The sequence below is a fragment of the Vibrio sp. JZG120 genome (assembly GCF_053890955.1).
Genome location: NZ_JBSRRK010000001.1, coordinates 429,637 through 449,996, shown reverse-complemented (window position 1 = coordinate 449,996; position 20,360 = coordinate 429,637). Strand labels below are relative to the sequence as shown.

Below are 20,360 nucleotides of genomic sequence, written 5' to 3'. Positions count from 1 at the left end.
TTTTACTAAATTATTAAATTAAAATCATCACCTATAATTATTCACTTAGTTAAAACAGAGGAATTAGCCATACTTTAATGCTAGGTTTTATTTAAAATATTATACTCTACGCACAACTGTCAGCCTTGATAAACCACCAAAACTAATGACTATTTTGATAATAAAAAGGAGTGTGCGAACTCCTACCGCAACCCTTCTCACCATTGCCTTACTCATTTTTATTGGCGTATCTCTTTCTCACCACATCCTCACTCCCATGGATAGACTGCCTACCGTTAAGCCTTTGGAGTTCAAGAGTGAGGGAGTTCAAACGCCTTTTGAGGTGGGTACTCTTAGACAAAAAATCACCATAGGTGTGGTTGAGTACTCGTTTGTCGCTTCATTGTTAAAATCAGGGATAAGTCAAAAAGAGATTAATTTGCTATTGGCCCTTATTAAAAGTAACTTTAATATTATTGATTCAGTTAAGAGAGATGACCATTTTATCTTAAGAACTAAGTTAAATAGTAGAAAAGAAACCTATATTAGTTCTTTTTACTATTTAGGTAGTAAAACCGATTTATTTATTATCAATGATGGGCAAGGTAACATATTTGATGAACATGGCGTGTCAATAAAAAATAAACTCCGATTTTCCGTTCCCTTTGATAAAAGCTACAGAGTAAGCTCTGGCTATGACTTAAAACGAACACACCCAGTAACTAATATAACAACTCCGCACTTAGGCACTGACTATGCAACACCAGTAGGCACACCGATTCGTAGTATTGCTGATGGTATCGTTTTAAAGTCTCGTTACAACCGTTTTGCGGGCAACTACATTAATATCCGCCACACAAATGGTGCGGTATCACGGTACCTACACTTATCTCAACGCCACGTCCACGTTGGCGAGAAGATCAGCCGAGGACAAGTGATAGGAAAAACGGGTAACACAGGAAGAACAACAGGGCCGCATTTACATCTTGAACTGCACATCAATGGCATTCCGGTTGATTACGAGCGATACATTCAAAAGCACCCAAACACTGACGTTAATATAGAAATGCTGATTGCAGCGAGAAAAGAAAAAGCTGAATTAACAGCGGAATGGCAACGGTATAGGCAGTCAAACCGGCAATAAAATACTTCGGTTCGATCTTTCTTCATTTATCTGAAGCGAGTCCTCGTAACCCTCTGAGCACTTCAAGACCTGTCGCCACTTTCCAAGTTCAGGACAAAAAAGAGCCGCTATATGCGGCTCTTAATGATGCAAATCTTTGTTTACAGACCCATGAGTTAATATTTTTGTGGGCACAACTGAATGTAGCAAACTTGCTGGCACGTAACACGCTTAGACTTCAGAAAAAGCTATCATCCTCCTGTAAGAGCTTTAATGGTTCAGCATCCAACTGCTGTTGATCGCCTCTCCCTGCTCATCCAGTTTATGAATAATATAGTCAATAAATACTTTTACTTTCGCAGGCACAAACTTACGACTTGGATAGTATATATAGACACCTTGACCATCGGTTCTTTGAGGTTCAGAAACCAACATCAGTTTACCTTGCCGTACTAAGTCTCGAGCAAGATATTGGGGCATCAGTGCAATCCCTGCTCCTAAACTCGCTAAAGAGGCCATCGCATAACCATTGTCTACTGTCACTTGATGTGTAGGACTAAATTCTACTAATTGCCCATCTAAAGGCATCGTCAAGGTAAGTAAGCGCCCCGATTGTTTATAGCGGTACATTATCCATTTGTGCTGGTTAAGCGCTTCAACACTCTGAGGCCGACCAAACTTCTTTATGTACTCCGGACTGGCAAACATACCCATATCAATAGGACATAATCGCCTCGCAATCAGGTTGCTGTCATTTAGTCTCCCGCTTCGAATAGCAACGTCCATCCCACTCTCCAATATACTGGTGTATTCATCAGAAAAGCTAAGATCCAGCTTCACTTCAGGGTAACGTTCGCAAAACTCTGGAATCAGCGGAGTTATATAGTTTTGCCCGAACGATAAAGGAAGGCTGACACGAAGTGTACCAAACGGAGATGCAATACTTTGATGAAGCTGCTCTTCACGACTTTTGAGCAAGTTGATCACTTCTCTTGCCGTATCAAGGTAGTTAAACCCCGCTTCAGTGAGCTGGAGTTGACGTGTAGTACGGTGAACTAACCGAACACCCAAATCCTGTTCTAGGCGAGCAATCGCTTTACTAACAGTAGAAGGCGACTGCCCTAATTGATTCGCAACTGCTGTAAAGTTCCCTAAGTCCACAACAGATACAAACAACTTTATTAATGACAGCTTATCCATAACGCTCACAATTAATGAAAAATAATCACATCTAATATGACAGAAAAAGTATTTTTGTGTCATGCAAACTTTTCTAGTATTTCGGAAAAGCATACCTAGCTATGGATATTTCTACTGACCTCAGAGACGACAAATAAAGCCAACACCATTAACTCTACACTCAGAATGCTCGGGCTTACGGCATTTTCTCCAACCTTTATTCCATTGCATCTCATTAAGTGCAATGAAACATACTGAACCTGCTCTAACACGGTAAGAGGTTTTAATGACAAGAATTCAACTTAAACGCGAAGTGATCTGTTTTGCTGGCGATTCTGGAGATGGTATCCAATTACTTGGAGAACGCTTTTCAGACAACTCGTCGAAACAAGGAAACGATGTCATGACGTTACCTGATTATCCAGCTGAGATACGGGCTCCGGCAGGAACCACATCTGGAGTATCGGCTTTTCAGATGCAATTTGCCTCAACAGAGATTTATACTCCTGGCGACGATTTTTCAGTCTTAATCGCTCTGAATGCCGCTGCATTAAAAACCAAAATCTCACAACTCGTTGAAGGCGGTTTGGTGCTTATTGATCTCGATGGTTTTAATAAAAAAAACCTTGAGCTTGCTGGCTATGAATCTAACCCATTGAGCGATGGTAGCCTCGCAGATTATCGAGTGATTAGTGACAGTTTTACGCGTTTAACCGTTCAATCTCTTTCTGAGTTAAACATTGCGCCTAAAATAGTGAAGCGAAGCAAAAACTTTTTTATGCTTGGTATTGTTTTATGGATTTACAGCCGTCCGCTAGAACCGACCATTGAATGGCTAAATAATAAATTCGCTGACAATTCGCAAGTGAGAGAGGCAAACACTTTAGCTATAAAGTCGGGATTTAATTATGCTGAAACAACCGAAATATTCAGCGACTGTTTTCAGGTTGCTCCCGTAGCAGATAAAGCTGGCTTGTATCGTACTGTTTCAGGGAACGAAGCATTATCGCTTGGGTTAATATGCGCAGCAGAAAAACTCCAACGCCAGCTATTTTTGGGCTCGTACCCCATAACACCCGCCTCAGATATTCTACACACGCTATCAACCTATCAACACTTTGGGGTCACGACATTCCAAGCAGAAGATGAGATTGCAGCTGCTTGCTCAGCTTTAGGTGCATCTTATGCTGGAGGTTTAGGAGTCACATCAACGTCTGGCCCTGGATTATGTTTGAAAGCAGAGACCATTAACCTTGCCGTAATGGCGGAGTTGCCAATGGTTGTTATCAACGTACAACGTGGAGGCCCCTCAACTGGCCTACCGACTAAAACAGAGCAATCAGACTTGCTTTTGTCTTTGTATGGTAGAAATGGGGATTCACCACTCCCAGTGTTGGCTCCTGCTTCTCCCGCAGACTGCTTTGACATGGCAATCGAGGCCTGTCGAATTGCTACTACATTTATGACGCCAGTGATCTTATTGAGTGACGGCTACTTAGCAAACGGCTCCGAATCTTGGCTCGTGCCCAACCCTGATGAGATTAAGCTAACTGCCGAGGCAACAAAAGCAAACATAAGCCCGTTTTATCCCTATGCCCGTGATGACGTGTATTACAGCAGAGAGTGGGTCACGCCTGGTACAAAAGAGAAAATGCACCGCATTGGAGGATTGGAAAAGCAAGCGATTACAGGCAACCCTTCTCATGATCCTGAAAACCACCAGCGCATGACTGATGAAAGAGCAAAAAAAATAAATAACATCTGCCATTTCATCCCTAAACAAACGCTAACAGGCAGTACTCAAGACTCACTGCTAGTGCTAAGTTGGGGAGGCACGCAAGGTTCTGTGTCGACCGCAATTGAGCATCTGAGAAAGCAAGGCGCATCGGTTGCTCACGCCCATATTAAGTATCTAAACCCGTTTCCAATCAATTTGGAAGAGATCATTAGCCAATTCAAACATGTGCTTGTTTTTGAGTTGAATAACCAACAACTCATCAAAGTGATTCGCTCACAATATGCCATTTCTGCACGCTCCGTAACCCAAGTTAAGGGGTTACCATTCAAAGTTCACGAGGTCATTGAGTCTATTAACCACCACCTGAAGGATATTAAAAATGACGACTAAGGTACTCAACCGCAAAGATTTCGCATCTGATGTTGAAGTCAAATGGTGTCGAGGCTGTGGTGATTTTAACGTATTAAAAACGATGCAATCCGTTCTAGCACGATTAGGTCGAACTAAAGAGAACACCGTATTCATCTCAGGGATTGGCTGCTCATCTCGTTTTCCTTATTATCTCGATACTTATGGATTTCATACGATTCACGGCCGTGCCCCTGCCATCGCTACTGGTGTAAAAGCGAGCAATCCAGAGTTAGATGTTTGGGTTGTAACTGGCGATGGTGACGCACTGAGTATTGGCGGTAATCACTTTATTCACGCGATTCGACGCAACCAAGACATTAAAATTTTGCTTTTTAATAATGCTGTCTATGGACTGACCAAAGGCCAATTTTCCCCGACAAGCGAACAGGGCTTCATTTCTAAGTCGAGTCCTGAAGGTTCTCCCGATCAAGCGCTTAAACCTCTGGCATTAGCAGCATCCGCAGGTGCTACGTTCATAGCACGAACATCAGACAATGATCCTACACACATGACGATGGTGTTAGAGGCAGCCGCCGCGCATTCGGGCACTGCTGTGGTTGAAATCCTGCAAAACTGCGTCATTTTTAACGATAAAGTGCACGAACCTTACAACGGCCCAGCTAATAGAAGCGAACACCTACTTTATCTCTCAGATAATGAACCGTTATTGTTTGGTAAAACACACTCAAAAGCGTTGATCAATAGAGGGTTTGGTTTCGAGATTGTCGAATCAGAGGCCCCGAACCTTTTGCTCCACTCCAGTCAATGCGAGGAGTCATACTATGCTTATGCGCTTGCTAACTTGAGCTATCCAGACTTTCCCGTACCCGTGGGCGTTTTTCGTTCAGTGACTCGACCTACTTTTGATCAGGTCATTCGACATCAAGAACACCAAGCAACTCTAAAATATGGTCAAGGCGACTTAACCGAATTGCTCAAACAAAACAGTTATGAGCGTCTCTGCTAACAATTGAAAGAGCCAGCTATTGAGGTAACCTTCCCTGCAAAGATGAAACTAAAAGGTTTCCGATTCTAGTTGGCGACTTGCTGAATGATGAGTTGATAAGGAAGTGTGGTGGTTGCAGAGATCCATCACACTAAAAAGAGGCTCTATAATGAGCCTCTTCTGTTTTTTAAAATAGTGACATCGTCACTCTTCTGAATGGTTTCTATCGTATTCAGCGCTTGCCTTTTTCAGCCCTTCTAAATCGTCTGAACATAACAACCTCTTCAGACTGTCGATTTTCTTATCAGGCCAATCATATATCCTAAGGGCGAGCAATTCGTCTATCGTCTCGCGAGAAAAGCGATATTTGACATGCTTAGCTGGTGAGCCTGCAACCATGCTGTAAGGCTCAACATCTTTCGTCACCACGCTGTTTGCCGCAACGATTGCTCCTTCTCCGATAGTCACACCCGGCATTATCATGGATCGCATACCGAGCCAGGCGCCATCGCCAATGTGAGTATCTCCTTTCCCGACGTACGCTTCTTCAATAAAGTCCATAAATGGGTACAAGGAGAACCAATCAGCTCTATGTGTGCTATTTCCCCCCATAACAATCACAACTTCCGCTGCAATACAGACAAAGTCACCTATATGTAACTTATCAATCTTCCATTTTGGTTCCCAATCTCGGCTGAACTCATCGCCTTGTAGATATCTTACAACGGACTCCTCAAAACCGGCGTCCCAACAATCACTGTAATAACTATGTTTACCTTTAATCGTTATATTTGGGTTCGTAACAACTTCATGTAGCAAAGTCACCTTAGACCAATGCTTAGTTTTCATGAATACTCCTATAAATACTATCGAATAAAACAATGCAGATAGTATGTATCTAAATAAGCTCTAATAATTACGTAGTGCCTATTACCACTAAAATTTACTTCACCACCGAGCTAATAATATTGTAAGCAGCCTCTACTCTTTCTGCATTAGGGTAGTTTTTATTCGCTAGAATCACTATGCCTATTTTTTCAGAGGGTACATACGCGACATATGCCCCAAAGCCACCTGTTGAGCCCGTTTTGTTATACCAAACGTCACGACCGAGAGTACCGGATTCACTTGCTTGAACCGGTTTAGCGTTGAGAATTACGTCGCTGGAGTTACCCTTCAATAATTGCGAAAGTGAAACGGGGTAATCATACCCTTCCCACCCTACGGCTTGCGTAAACGTGTCTGTATCAAAATACTTAGTATGAGTTCGCTCTAGCGCATTTTCTATACCAGTATTAAGTTGCGCTTGACCCATATTTGCTTCGATATATTGAAGCATATCTAAGCTTGTTGATTTAATACCATAGGCTTGTGCATCAAGAATACCTGGATTAACTCTAACGGGTTTTCCCTCAGAACTATAACCAAAAGCATAGTTGTTAAGCTTATCCTTTGGTACATCGACAAACGTATTAGTCATACCGAGCTTAGGCAGGATGAGAGTCTCCATCATTTCCGTATAGTCTGACTTCATACTCAAGGCACCGATGTAGCCAAATAGACCAATACTAGGGTTTGAGTACTTCCTCTTAGTACCGGCTTCGTACTCCGGTTTCCACGTTTTGTAGTACTGCATCATTTCAGCGTCGTTCGTTACTTCGCTAGGGAATTGCAATGGTAGACCACCTGCAGTGTAGGTTGCGACATGAACTAGCTTGGTATTACCCAGGACACTATTTTCTAATTCTGGAATATAATCTTTGACCTTGTCATCCATGTTCAACTTACCTTTTTCTTGGGCGTACCCAGTCAAAGTAGCGGCAAAAGTTTTACTGATAGAGCCGAGTTCAAAAATTGTGTCGTTAGTGACTAAACTCCCCTTACTTTCGTCAGCGAAACCGTAATTGTAAAAATAACGCTTACCATCAATCGTTACTGCAACAGCCAACCCCGGAATATCGTATTCGTTCATTAATCCTTTAGCACATTCATCAACTACGCTCTTTAATTGACTGCTAACCGTTGACTCCGTTTTCGCAAACGTGACGAAAGAAGTGAGCGATAAAATAGCCACCAAGGCATTGTTTAATTTCATTGAACCCTCAATTTTTAATTTTCACTTATAATTAATTTCTAGTTTATTCCAAGACTTTTAGCTTTTTATATAAAAGTAATCCTGACTTGAAGAACTCCAATCGTTAACCCCCGATGAATAACACTGTATCTTCAAATTTTTAGTGCGATATAAACAGGTTTAAACCTGATCACCGTTGATAGGTAGGCCGATTAGATACGAATGTAAGTAACATCCGTTTGCAAAATGGGGAAATAGTGTACTCAATTACGCTTTCTCCATATCACGATAACGGTATACTAGGTAGATATACCTAATGTATACAGATCCACATCCTCACAACGCTTTAGAACCACTTTTCAACGTCTACAGAGAAAACGATGCCATTTTCACTACACTTCGAAACTGGAAAAGTCACCAGCCAACAGCTTTATTCCGAGATATACCAAGGGATATTAGAAGGCAGATTACGATCAAATGAGAGATTACCGTCGACTCGCATGTTGTCAAAAAAGTTAGGCATAGCAAGAAACACTGTCATTTCGGTGTATGAGCGACTTCAGTTCGAGGGGTGGATAGTAAAAAAGGCAGGGTCTGGCACGTACGTAAGTAATGCTCTAGAGCAAACGGTGAATCAAGATAAGAGACCAATAAAACACTACCAACTAGGGGTGTTTGGCACTAACGCAGCGAAGAAGCCAGAGATCATCGCACCAAAGAATCTAGACTATGACTTCACTTTAGGCGTTCCTGATCATCAGAGAATAGCAAAGCATATTTGGCGACACTCAAGACTGAGTAGGCTCAATGCATTAACTCCAGAGTTTGCACATGGTGGTGATTTGCAAGGACTAGCTTGTTTACGAGAGTCTATCTGCGAGTATGTAAGACATTCGAGAGGCGTAATCTGTGACCCTGAAGATATCATCATTACGCAAGGGTGCCAGCAGGCAATAATGACGACTCTCCTTACATTGCTCTCTCCGGGGGACCTCGTGTCGACGGAAGATCCAGGATATCCTGTTTTTCGAAATCAAGCTCGATTACTTGGCGCGCAAATAGGCACCGTGCCGATGGACGACCAAGGCGTTGTCGTTGAATCAATCCCTTCTAATACCAAAATTATTTATACAACGCCTAGTCATCAGTTCCCTTTAGGCTTTAGCTACTCCGTCGAAAGAAAGTTAGAACTGTTGAGGTGGGCAGAAGTTAATAACGCAATCATTATCGAAGATGATTATGATGCGGAATATCACTATCTCAATACCAGTAAGCAAGCTCTCAAATCACAAGACAAAAATGACTGCGTCATTATGATAGGCAGTTTCTCTAAAATACTATTTCCCGGCATACGCATTGGCTATATGATTCCACCAAAGTCTTTAATGGAGCCAATTTCAAATATGTTATGGCACTTAGGAAGAAGTACATCTGTAGTGTCTCAAATCCTACTTGACGAATTCATGCGTGACGGTCATTTCTCTCACCATTTACTCAATATGAATAAAATCTATAGCGAAAGGTATCATAAACTCACTCAATTAATTGACAACATAGATTGCTTACAACGTATTCCAAACCAAGGTGGATTGCATATAGCAGCTGAAGTATCGGGATGCGCGACACAAATGATGAATAAACTTGCTTCATCAAATGTAGCGGTTTATCCATCATCGCATTTTTCTATCAACAATCATTCTAATGCCCTCTTATTTGGGTTTGGCATTATCCCTACCCCAAAAATAGAAAAAGCATTTGATATTATTCAATCAGTATTAGATTAAACCGAGATAGTAGCAAGTATCTCATCCTAAAGCAGATATAAAATTGCCCCTTCAAAAATGTCATAAACCTAAAAAGCAATAAACTTATGAAGAGGCAATATCAAACTATCGTCTTGATAGGTATCAATTTATCGTCGTGTTATCACCAGCAGAGTCAGAGCAACTGCGAGCTTGGAACGCTTTTCAACTCAATAAGGGTTCACTACGAATTGTGTCGCTCTAACCCGCTTGTTTTGCTTCAGCCCCAACACTATATTTCTTCGACTATAAACGTACTAGGTTCAAAGTAAAGCGACGTATCACGCATTAATCTCCAGTAATTTACCATACCGCTTCATGATCACTTGGGATACAAATTATCGAAAAATACCAAACCATAAATTAATACACTGATAACGGCTCAAAAAAATAACGAAGTTGTAGCGCAATTATATCAACATCATTTTCATGTAAAAAATAACGAGCGCCTTGGACACCGATCTCCCAATTATCTGAGAGGTTGTAGCCAACTTCTGCACCAATATATCCATCAAAACCATCCACTTCCGTCGTTATCTTGCTGCCTTGATACGTACTTTCAATATCGGTATCCCAGAACAAGCCCCCCAAACTCAGTTTTGCGGACCATGAATTGTATTGCCAGAACTTATAACCGATGTCGAAGCCTATGCCCTTAACAAGGAGTGGTGCTATAGATGCGACACTAACGTGATAGTCTTCTGGTGAAGTAGTAGCACTACGCAATGTTGCACTACCTTCACCCATATCAATATAACGGATAGTTCCTGACCATTGCTCAGAAAAAGCATATCCAAACCCGATAGAACGGTAGAGCCCGGTGTTGTCAGTAGAGATTACGTTATCACCTTTAACAGCATCACGCTCATCTGCATGGCTTGACCCCATTTGAACATCAACATACCAACCCGCTTGACTACTAAAACTAAACACAGCAATTAGTGCTAGAGCACTGTTTCTTCCATAACGTTTCATGGCTCCTAACAAAATCAAAAGCATCAACACCATGCCACCCAATGATCCTGCTGAAGTATTTTCAACCTTTACATCTCTTACCAACTTAACTGTCACTATAACTTTCCCTGTGTCTTGCAGGCCTTGGCTATCTTGAATGATATATGTCAACACATCATTGCCTTCAAACCCTGAGGTAGGGGTATAGGTCACGCTCTGATCTGCATTCATGACCACCTGCCCATACTGCGCTTGGACTGAAACCAACTTCAATGTGTCGTTATCCGGATCGGTATCGTTAGCAAGGACATAAACCGTGACAGGGGTACGATCATCGGTGGTAATATTATCGTCCACCGCATTCGGATTCTGACTGTTTACCACATTCACCGTCACCTTCGCCGATCCCGTTCCACCATTACCATCCGTTACGCTATAAGTGATCAAAGCCTCCCCGTAGTACTGTGGTTGAGTGACATAACTTAGTTTGTTATCAACCACACTAACACTACCAATATCTACAGAAGCGCGACTTACCTTCAGCCCATCACCATCAGCATCGGTATCATTGCTCAATACATCGAGCGTCACCGTACCATTGAGACTAACAAACGCATTGTCGTCAATCGCTTGAGGGAGTGCATTATTGTTTACACGAGCGGCAACGACGCCAGGGTCAACGACACTGCCATTAGCCAATCCGTCATCATCGTTCGGACCACCGTCTTCAATGGTAAGTTGTACACACCAGTCACCTTCAGTCAGACCCTGTGACCATGAACTGTGCCCTGGTGGCGGACAATAACCAGCCTCGCCAGCACTAGAAGAAACTGTGTTTTGAGCATCCTCAATAAAGTCTATCCACCCCTGTTCAGCGTTATACTTTCGGTACACTGCATTTGCTGGAACAGGTAAACGCTGAGGCAAAACTAATTGATAGCTTTGGCCGGGCAGCGGCAAATTAGTTGCTACAAAATCAAAGATTCCCCCGATGCTCTTCATGTTGATATCTTTAGGAAGCTCCTCATCTAGCAATAAAGCTCCTCCTGTTGTGTTAGTCAGAATGGTTATTCCTTTGCGTAAACAGACACCTGGCTGCCCCTCAATGAGGAAGCGATCTTTTTCTGACACAACCTGTTGAATTACGTTACAGTCAGAAATTGCGTCAAGATAGTCAGGAATGCCATCACCATCACTATCATTATGACCTTCTTGATCATCCGGGATTAAGTCGCCATCACTATCTTCACTTCCGAGCTCCGCCAATGTTTGTACCACTTCTAAATAGACATTCCGTGTCACTGATAATGGTGGAGTGCCATTGTCAGTAACTGTCAATTGCAAATTGTAAATCGCTGAACTCAGTAATTGCGGAGAGAAAGTCAATGTTTCGCTGTACATCTGCCCCGCAATCGCTTGGTTAAGTACATCGCTATCACTAGTCCATCTGAAACTGTGTATATCTGACATATTTGCATCATTAACACTGCTTGTGATTGTGACCGGTTCAACACCATTTTCAATTTGGCTCCGCTGCTCCCCCGCCTGAGATACACTTACCGAGACCTTCGGAGCCACATTCTCTTCAAAGATTGTCAAGGTGTAACGACGCTTACTACCTAGATTAAGGGTGCTGTCCAAATCAATCACTAAGGTTTCAACGCCTTCACTTTGTCCATCATTAAGTAGTTCGAACGAAAGTGTGCCTTCGGTACCACTAGTTATCACCACTTCGCCAGAGGTGAGTGTGTGGTCATCACTGTCTGTGCTTCCTGAAACCGTGTAAGGTACGACTACTGGGTAACTCGGCGAAGGGCCGTTAAGGTGTATCGTTACGCTATGGTTGGTGCCTTCCGTGGTTTGCGCATCTTTGGAGATACTTATCAGTGGATACACTGTTACCGTTTGGCTAGCCTCAGCGACGTTTCCATCAGAGTCTTGAGTACGCCAATAGACCGTATTAGTTCCAGGTCGGAAGAAGGTCGTGCTGTCGACCAATGAAACAGGTAATAGCTTGCCTGTGCTATCTCGGGCCACGGCAGAGCCTAATGCAACTTTAGTAAAGAGCGAACTTGCGTTCACTTCGATATCTGAAGGTGCGGTTATTGTTGGTGCGTCCAATTTCGCACTTTTAATTGTCACGATTGCTTTCGCGGTGGCCTTTCCACCATTACCATCTTTCACACTGTATTGCACTGTCACTGTACCAATTGAGGTCGTTACCAATTGGATTTGACTGCCCACAATTGTTGCCGTTCCAGATGTAGGTTTAACCCATTCCAGTTGTAATGTGTCTAGATCAATATCGCTGTCGTTGCTGAGTACATCCAATAAGTAGCTACCATCGTTACTCTCGGTAAAGACATAGGTATCATTAACTGCCATTGGTTCATCATTGACGTTGATTACCGTGATGCTAAACGCTGCTAGAGAAGCGCTTAGCTCACCGTCAGAGACACTAATAACAATATTATTGGTGCTGCCAACATGCTCATTTTCCGGCGTACCACTTAGCAACCCAGTTGCTCTATTAAAGGTTGCCCATGATGGTTTATTGCGGATTGAAAAGCTCAAGCTACTACTATCAACATCCGATGCCTGCAGCGCAAAGCGATACGTACTGCCTTCGTTGACAGTAAGAGCAGGAGTGCCACTCATCACTGGCGCGTCATTGACATTGTTAACCACAATACTGAATCTATTGAGCATTGTGGTCGTGAGACCATCAGAAACCGAGATAACAATGCCTTGATATTTGCCAACATCACCATTATCTGGTGTACCACTGAGCGTGCCTGTTGATGCATCAAAGCTAGCCCAAGATGGCTTGTTCACGATACTGAAAGTAAAGGCTTGGCTGTCAACATCTGACACTTGTGGCGTGAACAGATAGGCGCTGTCTTCATTCACTTGTGTTGCTGGTGAGCCAGAGATAACAGGTGCATCATTCACGTTATTCACAGTAATCGAAAACGCTGACAATGAGGAAGAAATAGTACCATCGGATACGCTAATCACGATATCTGGATAAGTACCCACATCACTGTTACTTGGCGTGCCAGAAAGTGCTCCTGTTGTCTTGTCAAATGTAGCCCAAGGTGGCTTGTTAGCTATCAAGTAGGTCAGAGTATCCGCTGGGTCATCGTCCAATGCCGCGGGCACAAACTGATACACACTATCTTCATCCACTTGCGTCGATGGGGTACCCGTAATCACTGGCGAGTCATTAACGTTATTCACCGTGATGGTCACTAACGCCACTCCAGAGGTAAGTTCTCCGTCACTTACGCTGTAAGTGAAACTGTCCTGACCAAAGAAGTTACTGTTACCCGTATAAACCGCGTGATTGCCTGTGACGGTAACATTACCGTTGACTGGCGATGTTACAATTTGATAGCTCAAAGATGAGCCTTCTGCATCGTTACCATTTAAAGTAATGGTCAGCGGTATCTCTTCCTCTCCCGTAGCACTGACATCGGTCGCAGTTGGTGTATCGTTGACTGCATTCACCGTCAAATCGACACGAACCTCTGTCGAGTCGAGATCACCGTCGTTGACCTTGAACAAGAAGAAGTCGGAGCCATTGAAGTTCGCTTCTGGTGTATAGCGCCAACCATTATTGGTCAACTGCTCTAGCACGCCATGACTGACTTGCTCAGTGATAAGATACTGCAGAGTGTCATCATCGTTATCAATATCTGAACCAACCAACGTGATCACCAAACTATTGTCTTCATCAAGCGTTTGTGACTGTGCTTGCGCCATTGGTGCGTCGTTGACCGGTGTTACCGTCATGGTCACTGTTGCGACGTTAGATACAGCACCTGCTAAGTCTGCCACCGTATAGGTGAAGCTGTCTTCACCGAAGTAGTTTTCATTGGGGTTGTAAACAATCGCTCCAGACGCCGTCACGTTCACACTGCCATATGCTGGCGTATCGACGACTGTGACACTAGTGAGTTCAAAACTGTCTCCAGCATCGGCATCACTATCATTGCCTAATACGTTGACTTCAAAGGAGCCTCCCTCCAGTAGTTGTGCACTGTTATCAACAGCAACGGGGGCATCATTCACTGGCGTAATATTGAGTGTGACGGTTGCTGGCACGGAGACTGCCTGACCACTATCGGTTAACGTGTAGGTAAAGCTATGTTGACCATTAACGTTCGCTGTTGGCACAATCTTTAAGGTCCCATCGGCATTGACACTGACCGTGGCAAAACTGTATCCCCCCTCTCCTTGACCAAGATCTTGTAAGGTAATACTACTCGCGGTGAATGACCCATCTTCAATATCACTGTCGTTACTTAAAACATCGAGTGTCGATGTGACATCTTCATCAAAGGTAAAACTGTCTGCCGCCGCCACTGGTGAGTCATTGACGGAACCGATATTGACGCTGACCGTGGCCGCAAGAGAAACGCCGCCTTCACTGTCTGCGATCGTGTAAGTAAAACTGTCGCTACCATTTTCATTCGCATTCGGCGTATATACAAAAGTGCCTGCAGTTTGATCAATGGCGACTTGTCCTTTTTGAGGCAAACTAACTAACGCTAAATCACCCGTTGGGATGCCATCTTCAACATCCTTCGCTTGACTACGCGCGGTGACTGCTGCGCTTGCGGTATCTTCGTCAGTGTTAATGGTCAGCGCTTTCGCGACTGGCGCATCATTTATAGCCATGATAGTGACGGTCACTGTCGCGTCTTGTGACTCCTGTAACAGGGCATCTTTCACAGTATAGGTAAAGCTATCCGTACCTGTCTCATTACTATTTGGCGTATAGGTAACAACGCCGTTGCTGATCGACACCTGACCTTTAATTGGTTGCGTTTTAACCGTTGCAGAAGAAGCGACCATGTCATCATTAATATCGGAATCGTTGGCTAACAGATCAAATTGTTTCGCCGTATCTTCCTCAGTCGAGAAGCTATCATCAACTGCCGTTGGCGCGACATCGTAGCGTTTAGTCACCGTATCCGTCACTGCATCAGATGCATTGCCTGCGGCATCGGTTACCACCACGCTTACTGTCAACGTCCCCTCTTGCAAACCAGTGACGTCAATGCCCGTTACTTGCATGGTCTCCGAGGAGATTGTTTGACTAGCGCCGTCAATGGTCGTGGCACCGTCAGTCACGCGATAAGTGAACATCGCGTTCACTTCAGCTGCTGCGAAGGTAAAGCTCATCGCCTGTTCGTTGGTTTTGTTAATGCTCTCCTGATCAATGCTGATGCTATGTCCAGTCGGGATCCCCGTATCCACTGAGATCAACAACTGAGTCGCTGCAGTATTGAGGTTGCCAGCTGCATCGCTAAATTGCTCTGCTGCAACATTAATAGTTGCATCCTCAGTGCTTTCTTCTGCAGGTGTAAAGGTAGCCGTGTAACTGGCGCCACTGCCCGCAAAGTTAGAAAGAGTTCCGCCAGCAACGGTCACATCGGCTTCGGAAAAATCAGTTGCGGCTTCACTCAAGGTAAACGTGAGTGTTGCCGTTTCACCCGCTTTCAGCGCAGAACTGGAGCTAGTGATACTGACGGTTGGAAGCACAGTATCGACGCTGATGGAAAGTGGTGTTGCTGCGCTATTGCTGTTACCAGAGGCATCGGTAAATGTGCCTGTGGCAACATCAATGGTGCCGCTCGCCACACTCTCTTCCGTTGGTGTAAAGGTCGCCGTGTAACTGCTACCGCTGCCCGCAAAGTTGGACAAACTGCCGCCAGTGACGGTGACATCTGACTCAGCAAAGTCACTTGATGACTCACTTAAGGTGAACGTGATACTCGCCGTTTCGCCAGAGATCAAATCGAGGTCTGAACTGCTCAAAGAAACAGTTGGCTGCACGTTATCTAACGTAAATGTTTTGCTAGCTGCACTGGAGGTGTTGCCTGCAGCATCGCTCTGGCTAGCCGCGACCGTCAGGGTGCCGTTGTTAAACGCACTTACATCAAGCTCACTGCCGCTCAACGTCCAGTTGCCTGAGTTGTCGGCCGTCACCGTACGACTGGCATAATTGCTGTAGTCCGTGATGGTCACGGTCACGCTATTGCCTGCTTCCGCGCCGGAGCCAGCAATCAGCACGTCGTTGTCTTCTGCCGCATTGACGATGCCATCAGTTTCAATCGGCGTGGTGATGGTCACAGCTGATGGTGCGGCGTTATCCAGGGTAATGCTCTGGGTGACGGCGGTGGAAGTATTACCTGCTATATCTGCTTGGGTTGCAGACACCGTCAGGGTGCCATTGTTAAACGCACTTACATCAAGCTCGCTGCCGCTCAACGTCCAGTTGCCTGAGTTGTCGGCCGTCACCGTACGACTGACAAAGCTGTTATTGTCCGTGATGGTCACGGTCACGCTGTTGCCTGCTTCCGCGCCGGAGCCAGCAATCAACACATCGTTATCTTCCACTGCATTGACAATACCATCGGTTTCAATCGGCGTGGTGATGGTCACTGCTGATGGGCCAGCATTGTCCAGGGTAATGCTCTGTGTGGCTGCGGTGGAGATATTACCTGCTATATCAGCTTGGGTTGCAGACACAGTCAGGGTACCATTGTTCAGGCCACTGATATCCAGCTCGCTGCCGCTCAACGTCCAGTTGCCTGAGTTGTCGGCCATCACCGTACGACTGACAGAGCTGTTATTGTCTGTGATAGTCACGGTCACGCTGTTGCCTGCTTCCGCGCCGGAGCCAGCGATCAACACATCGTTGTCTTCTGCAGCGTTGACGATACTGTCAGTCTCAATCGGCGTGGTAATGCTCACTGCGGATGGTGCTATTGTATCAATGGTGACACTTAACGCGTTGGATGCCGAGCTAACATTATCATCGCTATCAGACGCTTTAGCACTTATTGCATGTGTAATACCAGACGCCAACTCATTGGTTGTTATCTGCCAGTTTCCTCCAGTAGCAGTGCCTGTGCCAATAACCGTTGCACCTCCACCGACTTGATCACTGTATAAAGTAACGATCGATCCACTCTCAGAAATCCCACTAAACGTTGGAGTAGTGTCACTGGTAATATTATCAGTATTTAATGATCCGGTATCCGAACTAGCATCTAAATCGGGTGTAGATGGCGCATTTGGCGTGGTATCGACTGTAGTAAAGTTAAATGTGGCATCATCGCTGATCCCGGCAAAGCTATTATTTTCGGTGTCAGCCACGGCACTGGATTCAATATGAATGGCGTAAGTCCGGTTTCCTATCAGATCACTGGTTGGGTTTAAATAAACTTTATCGTTGGTAACACTGATTCGGCCAGCGCCTGGTGATGTTGTTGTGCCATCGCTTTCGGTGGCAACATTAAATACTTCAAAGTCGCGACTGTCTGTAACATTACGAATGGTAATATTGCCGTTCTTCAGCTCAATATTCTCATCAAAGGCAATCTCGATGTTGTTGCTAACAGAAACATTGGTTGCATCATCAGTGGGGGTTGAGCTCGCACTGACAAAAGTAGGCGCGGTTGAGTCTGAAACCGCAGCGTCATCAATCTTGATACTTTTGATAAGATAACGAGAGTCAGCACCCGGACTTCGGGTAAACGCCATAGTCACTGTATCAACGTCCTGCCATGCAGAATCAGTAAAGTCTGTACCACGGGTCAGGGTAAACAAATCCTGTAACCCTGAGTTTGCTTCACCACCTTTTGGCAAGGTGACAGTTTCGGTCACTGTTTGAGTATTATTAGAGAAGCCAGTTAACACAAGTTGATACGTTTTATCTGAGTCTCGGGCCGACCCCTGCATAAAGGTAATTTCGTCGAAACTGAAGTTAGTACTTGATCTCTCAAAAAAGCGGAAGCCACGATTGTTGAACTCATTAATCATGGTATTTGAGAAAAAAACACCAGCTACAAACCCGAGGTCATTTAGGCCAGTAAACGGAGTGCTATCAGTGCTATTGCCGGCATCTAATACCATAGACACAGCACCTGTATTGGTAAGAGTGACCGAGGGCATACCCCCAGTGACGCCTGTCTCCACCTCACTAAAATTGGAACCTGAACCATTAGAGTAGTTAATCGTTTGCTGTGCGGCCCAGACTTCACCGGAAAAAAACGCTGAGGACACCCATGCTGTTGTAATTGCGATCGCTACCTGACGACGTAATCTCATTTTCCTCTCCTGAAGATGACGGCCTTATCAACATAGCCGGGTTATCATAATCAACTTAAATGTTTAATTTTTTTATAGGAAAGGATTAGCGAAAGTTTCAGCCAATTCTTTCTTGGTTGATTAGCTGCGTGGTGGGTATACTCCCGCAGTGGCAATTAACCAATTAATCGGCAATACCGGGCTCAAAATATTAAGTGGCGCTGAACCGCCTGTTTCAGTCACAGTTACAGTACCTCCTTCCGAGCCACCACCAGACACACTTAAGCCTTCGATCTCAGTCAAATCTGGTTGCTGAAACGTCGGTTTATAGAACCCAGGGGTAGAGTTTTGCGCTATATACGAATTACTATCGGGTACCTGTGTATTTGCAGCATTGGTAGCAACCTGCATCCTGCCTGTTACAGGTGCAGAAGTGCCAAGAGGGGTAAAAATTGCCGTATGTAAGTGTGCTGGCATTTGGGTTATATCAATAGTTACCAGTTCAGTACCCAATCTTTCTCCCTGATGATAATCCATCCCCCCAGGTCGTGTGCCTACACCAACTGGACTGCGGCCACGCAAATCAGGTAAACCAAAGGTAGTTCGGGCGTCACCTCCGTATAGAGTGCTAACTAGAGAGAAGAGTGCTGGATTATCTTCAATTGCCTGCATTTGCCCCGAGCACATTGCCCAATTTCTAATTGCAAAATTGCCGCCAAATGCGGTTAGTGTCCCAAGATACGGTTCTGTAGCCATACTGTTCTTCCTTTTAACGTATACACTTAAGTTAAAACCAACCCATAACGTAATCTTTACTCGCAGGCTGAAGCGTGCTGAAGCAATGACATCCCAGCGTCCAGCCCAGATGTGGAAATGTACTGTCGGGTCAGTTCCTCTTGAGTGAGTTTAGCCAGAGAAAGAGATTGGCAAGCGTTGCCATACATGGTCTGAAAGGCTTGCACCAGTGTTTGGTGCTCAACTTTTGTCTCCTTCAATACGAGCTCAACTGCCGCAGCGAAACTCTCTTTCAGTTGCCGTTGGCGTTCAGCCGTGCTGAGTTGGTTTTGGAGCATAGCCTCAAGTTGAGTCCGTAATGAGTACTTAAGCAGCTCATCCATTTCGGGTTCAGCAAAACCAAACTGTTGAGTTTGTTGCTGCACTTCTTCAACACCGACCGTCTCACGAGATTGAGGACGTTGCTGGTAGAATTCTATAGGTGAGCCCTTTTGCATAATTCATGAACCTCAATTGCCGCTGTAGCAGTAGTTAATGATGTAAACAAGCCTGTACTTGAGAAAAACATACGCCATAAGCTCGGCGTTATAATATCTGATCTCACGGATCCAATTTCATAAACCGTACTGACAAAATTGGGCAGCAAAATTGAGATAAAAACAGTTCCAATTCTGGAAATTCAGAGAGTAGTAAATAGTTAGGGTAATAGGCCTTTCGATAGGATTCTTCTAAAGCAAGCGCTTGCCAATCCCCTCGATAACAAGATCGTTTGACATGTGGCAGCCACGCAGTCTCCTTGATAGAGGTAAGCGCGGCATTCAAGTGTGGTGTAATATGAAATCCTTTTAACAGGCAGAAAAAGCCAATATCCATTGTATAAAGCCAACTATTTATAATATTGAAATTAAAATTATTTTTATCGGCAGTTATTTAGAAAGCGCCGATGTTTAATTTATAGACTAGAAAAACTTAACTCGCCAGAATAGAAATAAAAAAAACACTAAAAATAAAATTGTCAATTTATATCTTTAAAATTAAAGAATTTAATTGTTAAAGTTTAATATAAACCAATATAAGTTTAAGGTGTGCAATCTTTTAAAAGATATACATTTAAAGATATTTCAAAAAACTTATTAAGAAAAACATGAATTCACAACAATAATTATCAAAATTATTAATAACAAAAACACCACTAATACAACAATGAATTGAGGTAGTTTGAAGATTAAAATGCCCATTTCATTTTCGTATATAACATTTTAACTACTAGTATTATATGTAGTGAAATAAGATAAATTTATTCACTCAACATATCC

General features: G+C 44.0%; 10 protein-coding genes. 4 read left to right on the top strand and 6 right to left on the bottom strand.

All coding sequences use genetic code 11. From position 1 onward, the window contains the following. The first annotated feature begins 145 nt into the window (after positions 1-145). Positions 146-1,123, top strand: a complete 978-nt coding sequence (locus ACWPOD_RS01995; RefSeq protein ID WP_456231489.1) for a peptidoglycan DD-metalloendopeptidase family protein — start codon at positions 146-148, stop codon at positions 1,121-1,123. Between the two features lie 249 nt (positions 1,124-1,372). Here the strand turns inward: ACWPOD_RS01995 and ACWPOD_RS01990 are convergent, their stop codons facing one another. Beyond that, positions 1,373-2,302: a LysR family transcriptional regulator gene (locus ACWPOD_RS01990; RefSeq protein ID WP_456231488.1), complete on the bottom strand. Its 930-nt coding sequence runs from the start codon at positions 2,300-2,302 to the stop codon at positions 1,373-1,375. Positions 2,303-2,567: 265 nt separating this feature from the next. On the opposite strand from ACWPOD_RS01990, the gene ACWPOD_RS01985 reads away from it, so the two are divergent. Together ACWPOD_RS01985 and ACWPOD_RS01980 are read left to right on the top strand one after the other, a co-directional pair. Beyond that, complete coding sequence (locus tag ACWPOD_RS01985) at positions 2,568-4,409, top strand: 2-oxoacid:acceptor oxidoreductase subunit alpha (RefSeq protein WP_456231487.1); 1,842 nt, start codon at positions 2,568-2,570, stop codon at positions 4,407-4,409. Continuing rightward, the gene (locus tag ACWPOD_RS01980) at positions 4,399-5,397 is read left to right on the top strand and encodes a 2-oxoacid:ferredoxin oxidoreductase subunit beta (protein WP_456231486.1); all 999 of its coding nucleotides are present in this window, start codon (positions 4,399-4,401) and stop codon (positions 5,395-5,397) included. Before ACWPOD_RS01985 ends, ACWPOD_RS01980 begins: the two co-directional genes overlap by 11 nt. Positions 5,398-5,580: 183 nt before the next feature. Here the strand turns inward: ACWPOD_RS01980 and ACWPOD_RS01975 are convergent, their stop codons facing one another. Beyond that, complete coding sequence (locus ACWPOD_RS01975) at positions 5,581-6,225, bottom strand: CatB-related O-acetyltransferase (RefSeq protein WP_047008178.1); 645 nt, start codon at positions 6,223-6,225, stop codon at positions 5,581-5,583. Between the two features lie 94 nt (positions 6,226-6,319). Further along, on the bottom strand, positions 6,320-7,471 hold the full coding sequence (gene ampC, locus ACWPOD_RS01970) for a class C beta-lactamase (RefSeq protein WP_456231485.1): 1,152 nt from the start codon (positions 7,469-7,471) through the stop codon (positions 6,320-6,322). Positions 7,472-7,830: 359 nt separating this feature from the next. Between ampC and pdxR the strand changes: the two genes are divergently transcribed. Next, positions 7,831-9,234 (top strand): MocR-like pyridoxine biosynthesis transcription factor PdxR, encoded by a 1,404-nt coding sequence (gene pdxR, locus ACWPOD_RS01965; protein WP_456231484.1) that lies wholly within the window; start codon positions 7,831-7,833, stop codon positions 9,232-9,234. 381 nt (positions 9,235-9,615) lie between these two features. Here the strand turns inward: pdxR and ACWPOD_RS01960 are convergent, their stop codons facing one another. The 3 genes from ACWPOD_RS01960 to ACWPOD_RS01950 all read right to left on the bottom strand — a co-directional run bounded on the left by ACWPOD_RS01960 (position 9,616) and on the right by ACWPOD_RS01950 (position 19,541). Then, positions 9,616-18,330 carry an Ig-like domain-containing protein gene (locus tag ACWPOD_RS01960; protein WP_456231483.1) on the bottom strand — a complete coding sequence of 2,905 codons (8,715 nt, stop codon included), beginning with the start codon at positions 18,328-18,330 and terminating at the stop codon, positions 9,616-9,618. A gap of 120 nt (positions 18,331-18,450) precedes the next feature. Next, positions 18,451-19,065: a phage tail protein gene (locus ACWPOD_RS01955; protein WP_395221456.1), complete on the bottom strand. Its 615-nt coding sequence runs from the start codon at positions 19,063-19,065 to the stop codon at positions 18,451-18,453. A 56-nt stretch (positions 19,066-19,121) separates the two neighbouring features. Then, on the bottom strand, positions 19,122-19,541 hold the full coding sequence (locus ACWPOD_RS01950; RefSeq protein WP_432606289.1) for a hypothetical protein: 420 nt from the start codon (positions 19,539-19,541) through the stop codon (positions 19,122-19,124). Positions 19,542-20,360: the final 819 nt, after the last annotated feature.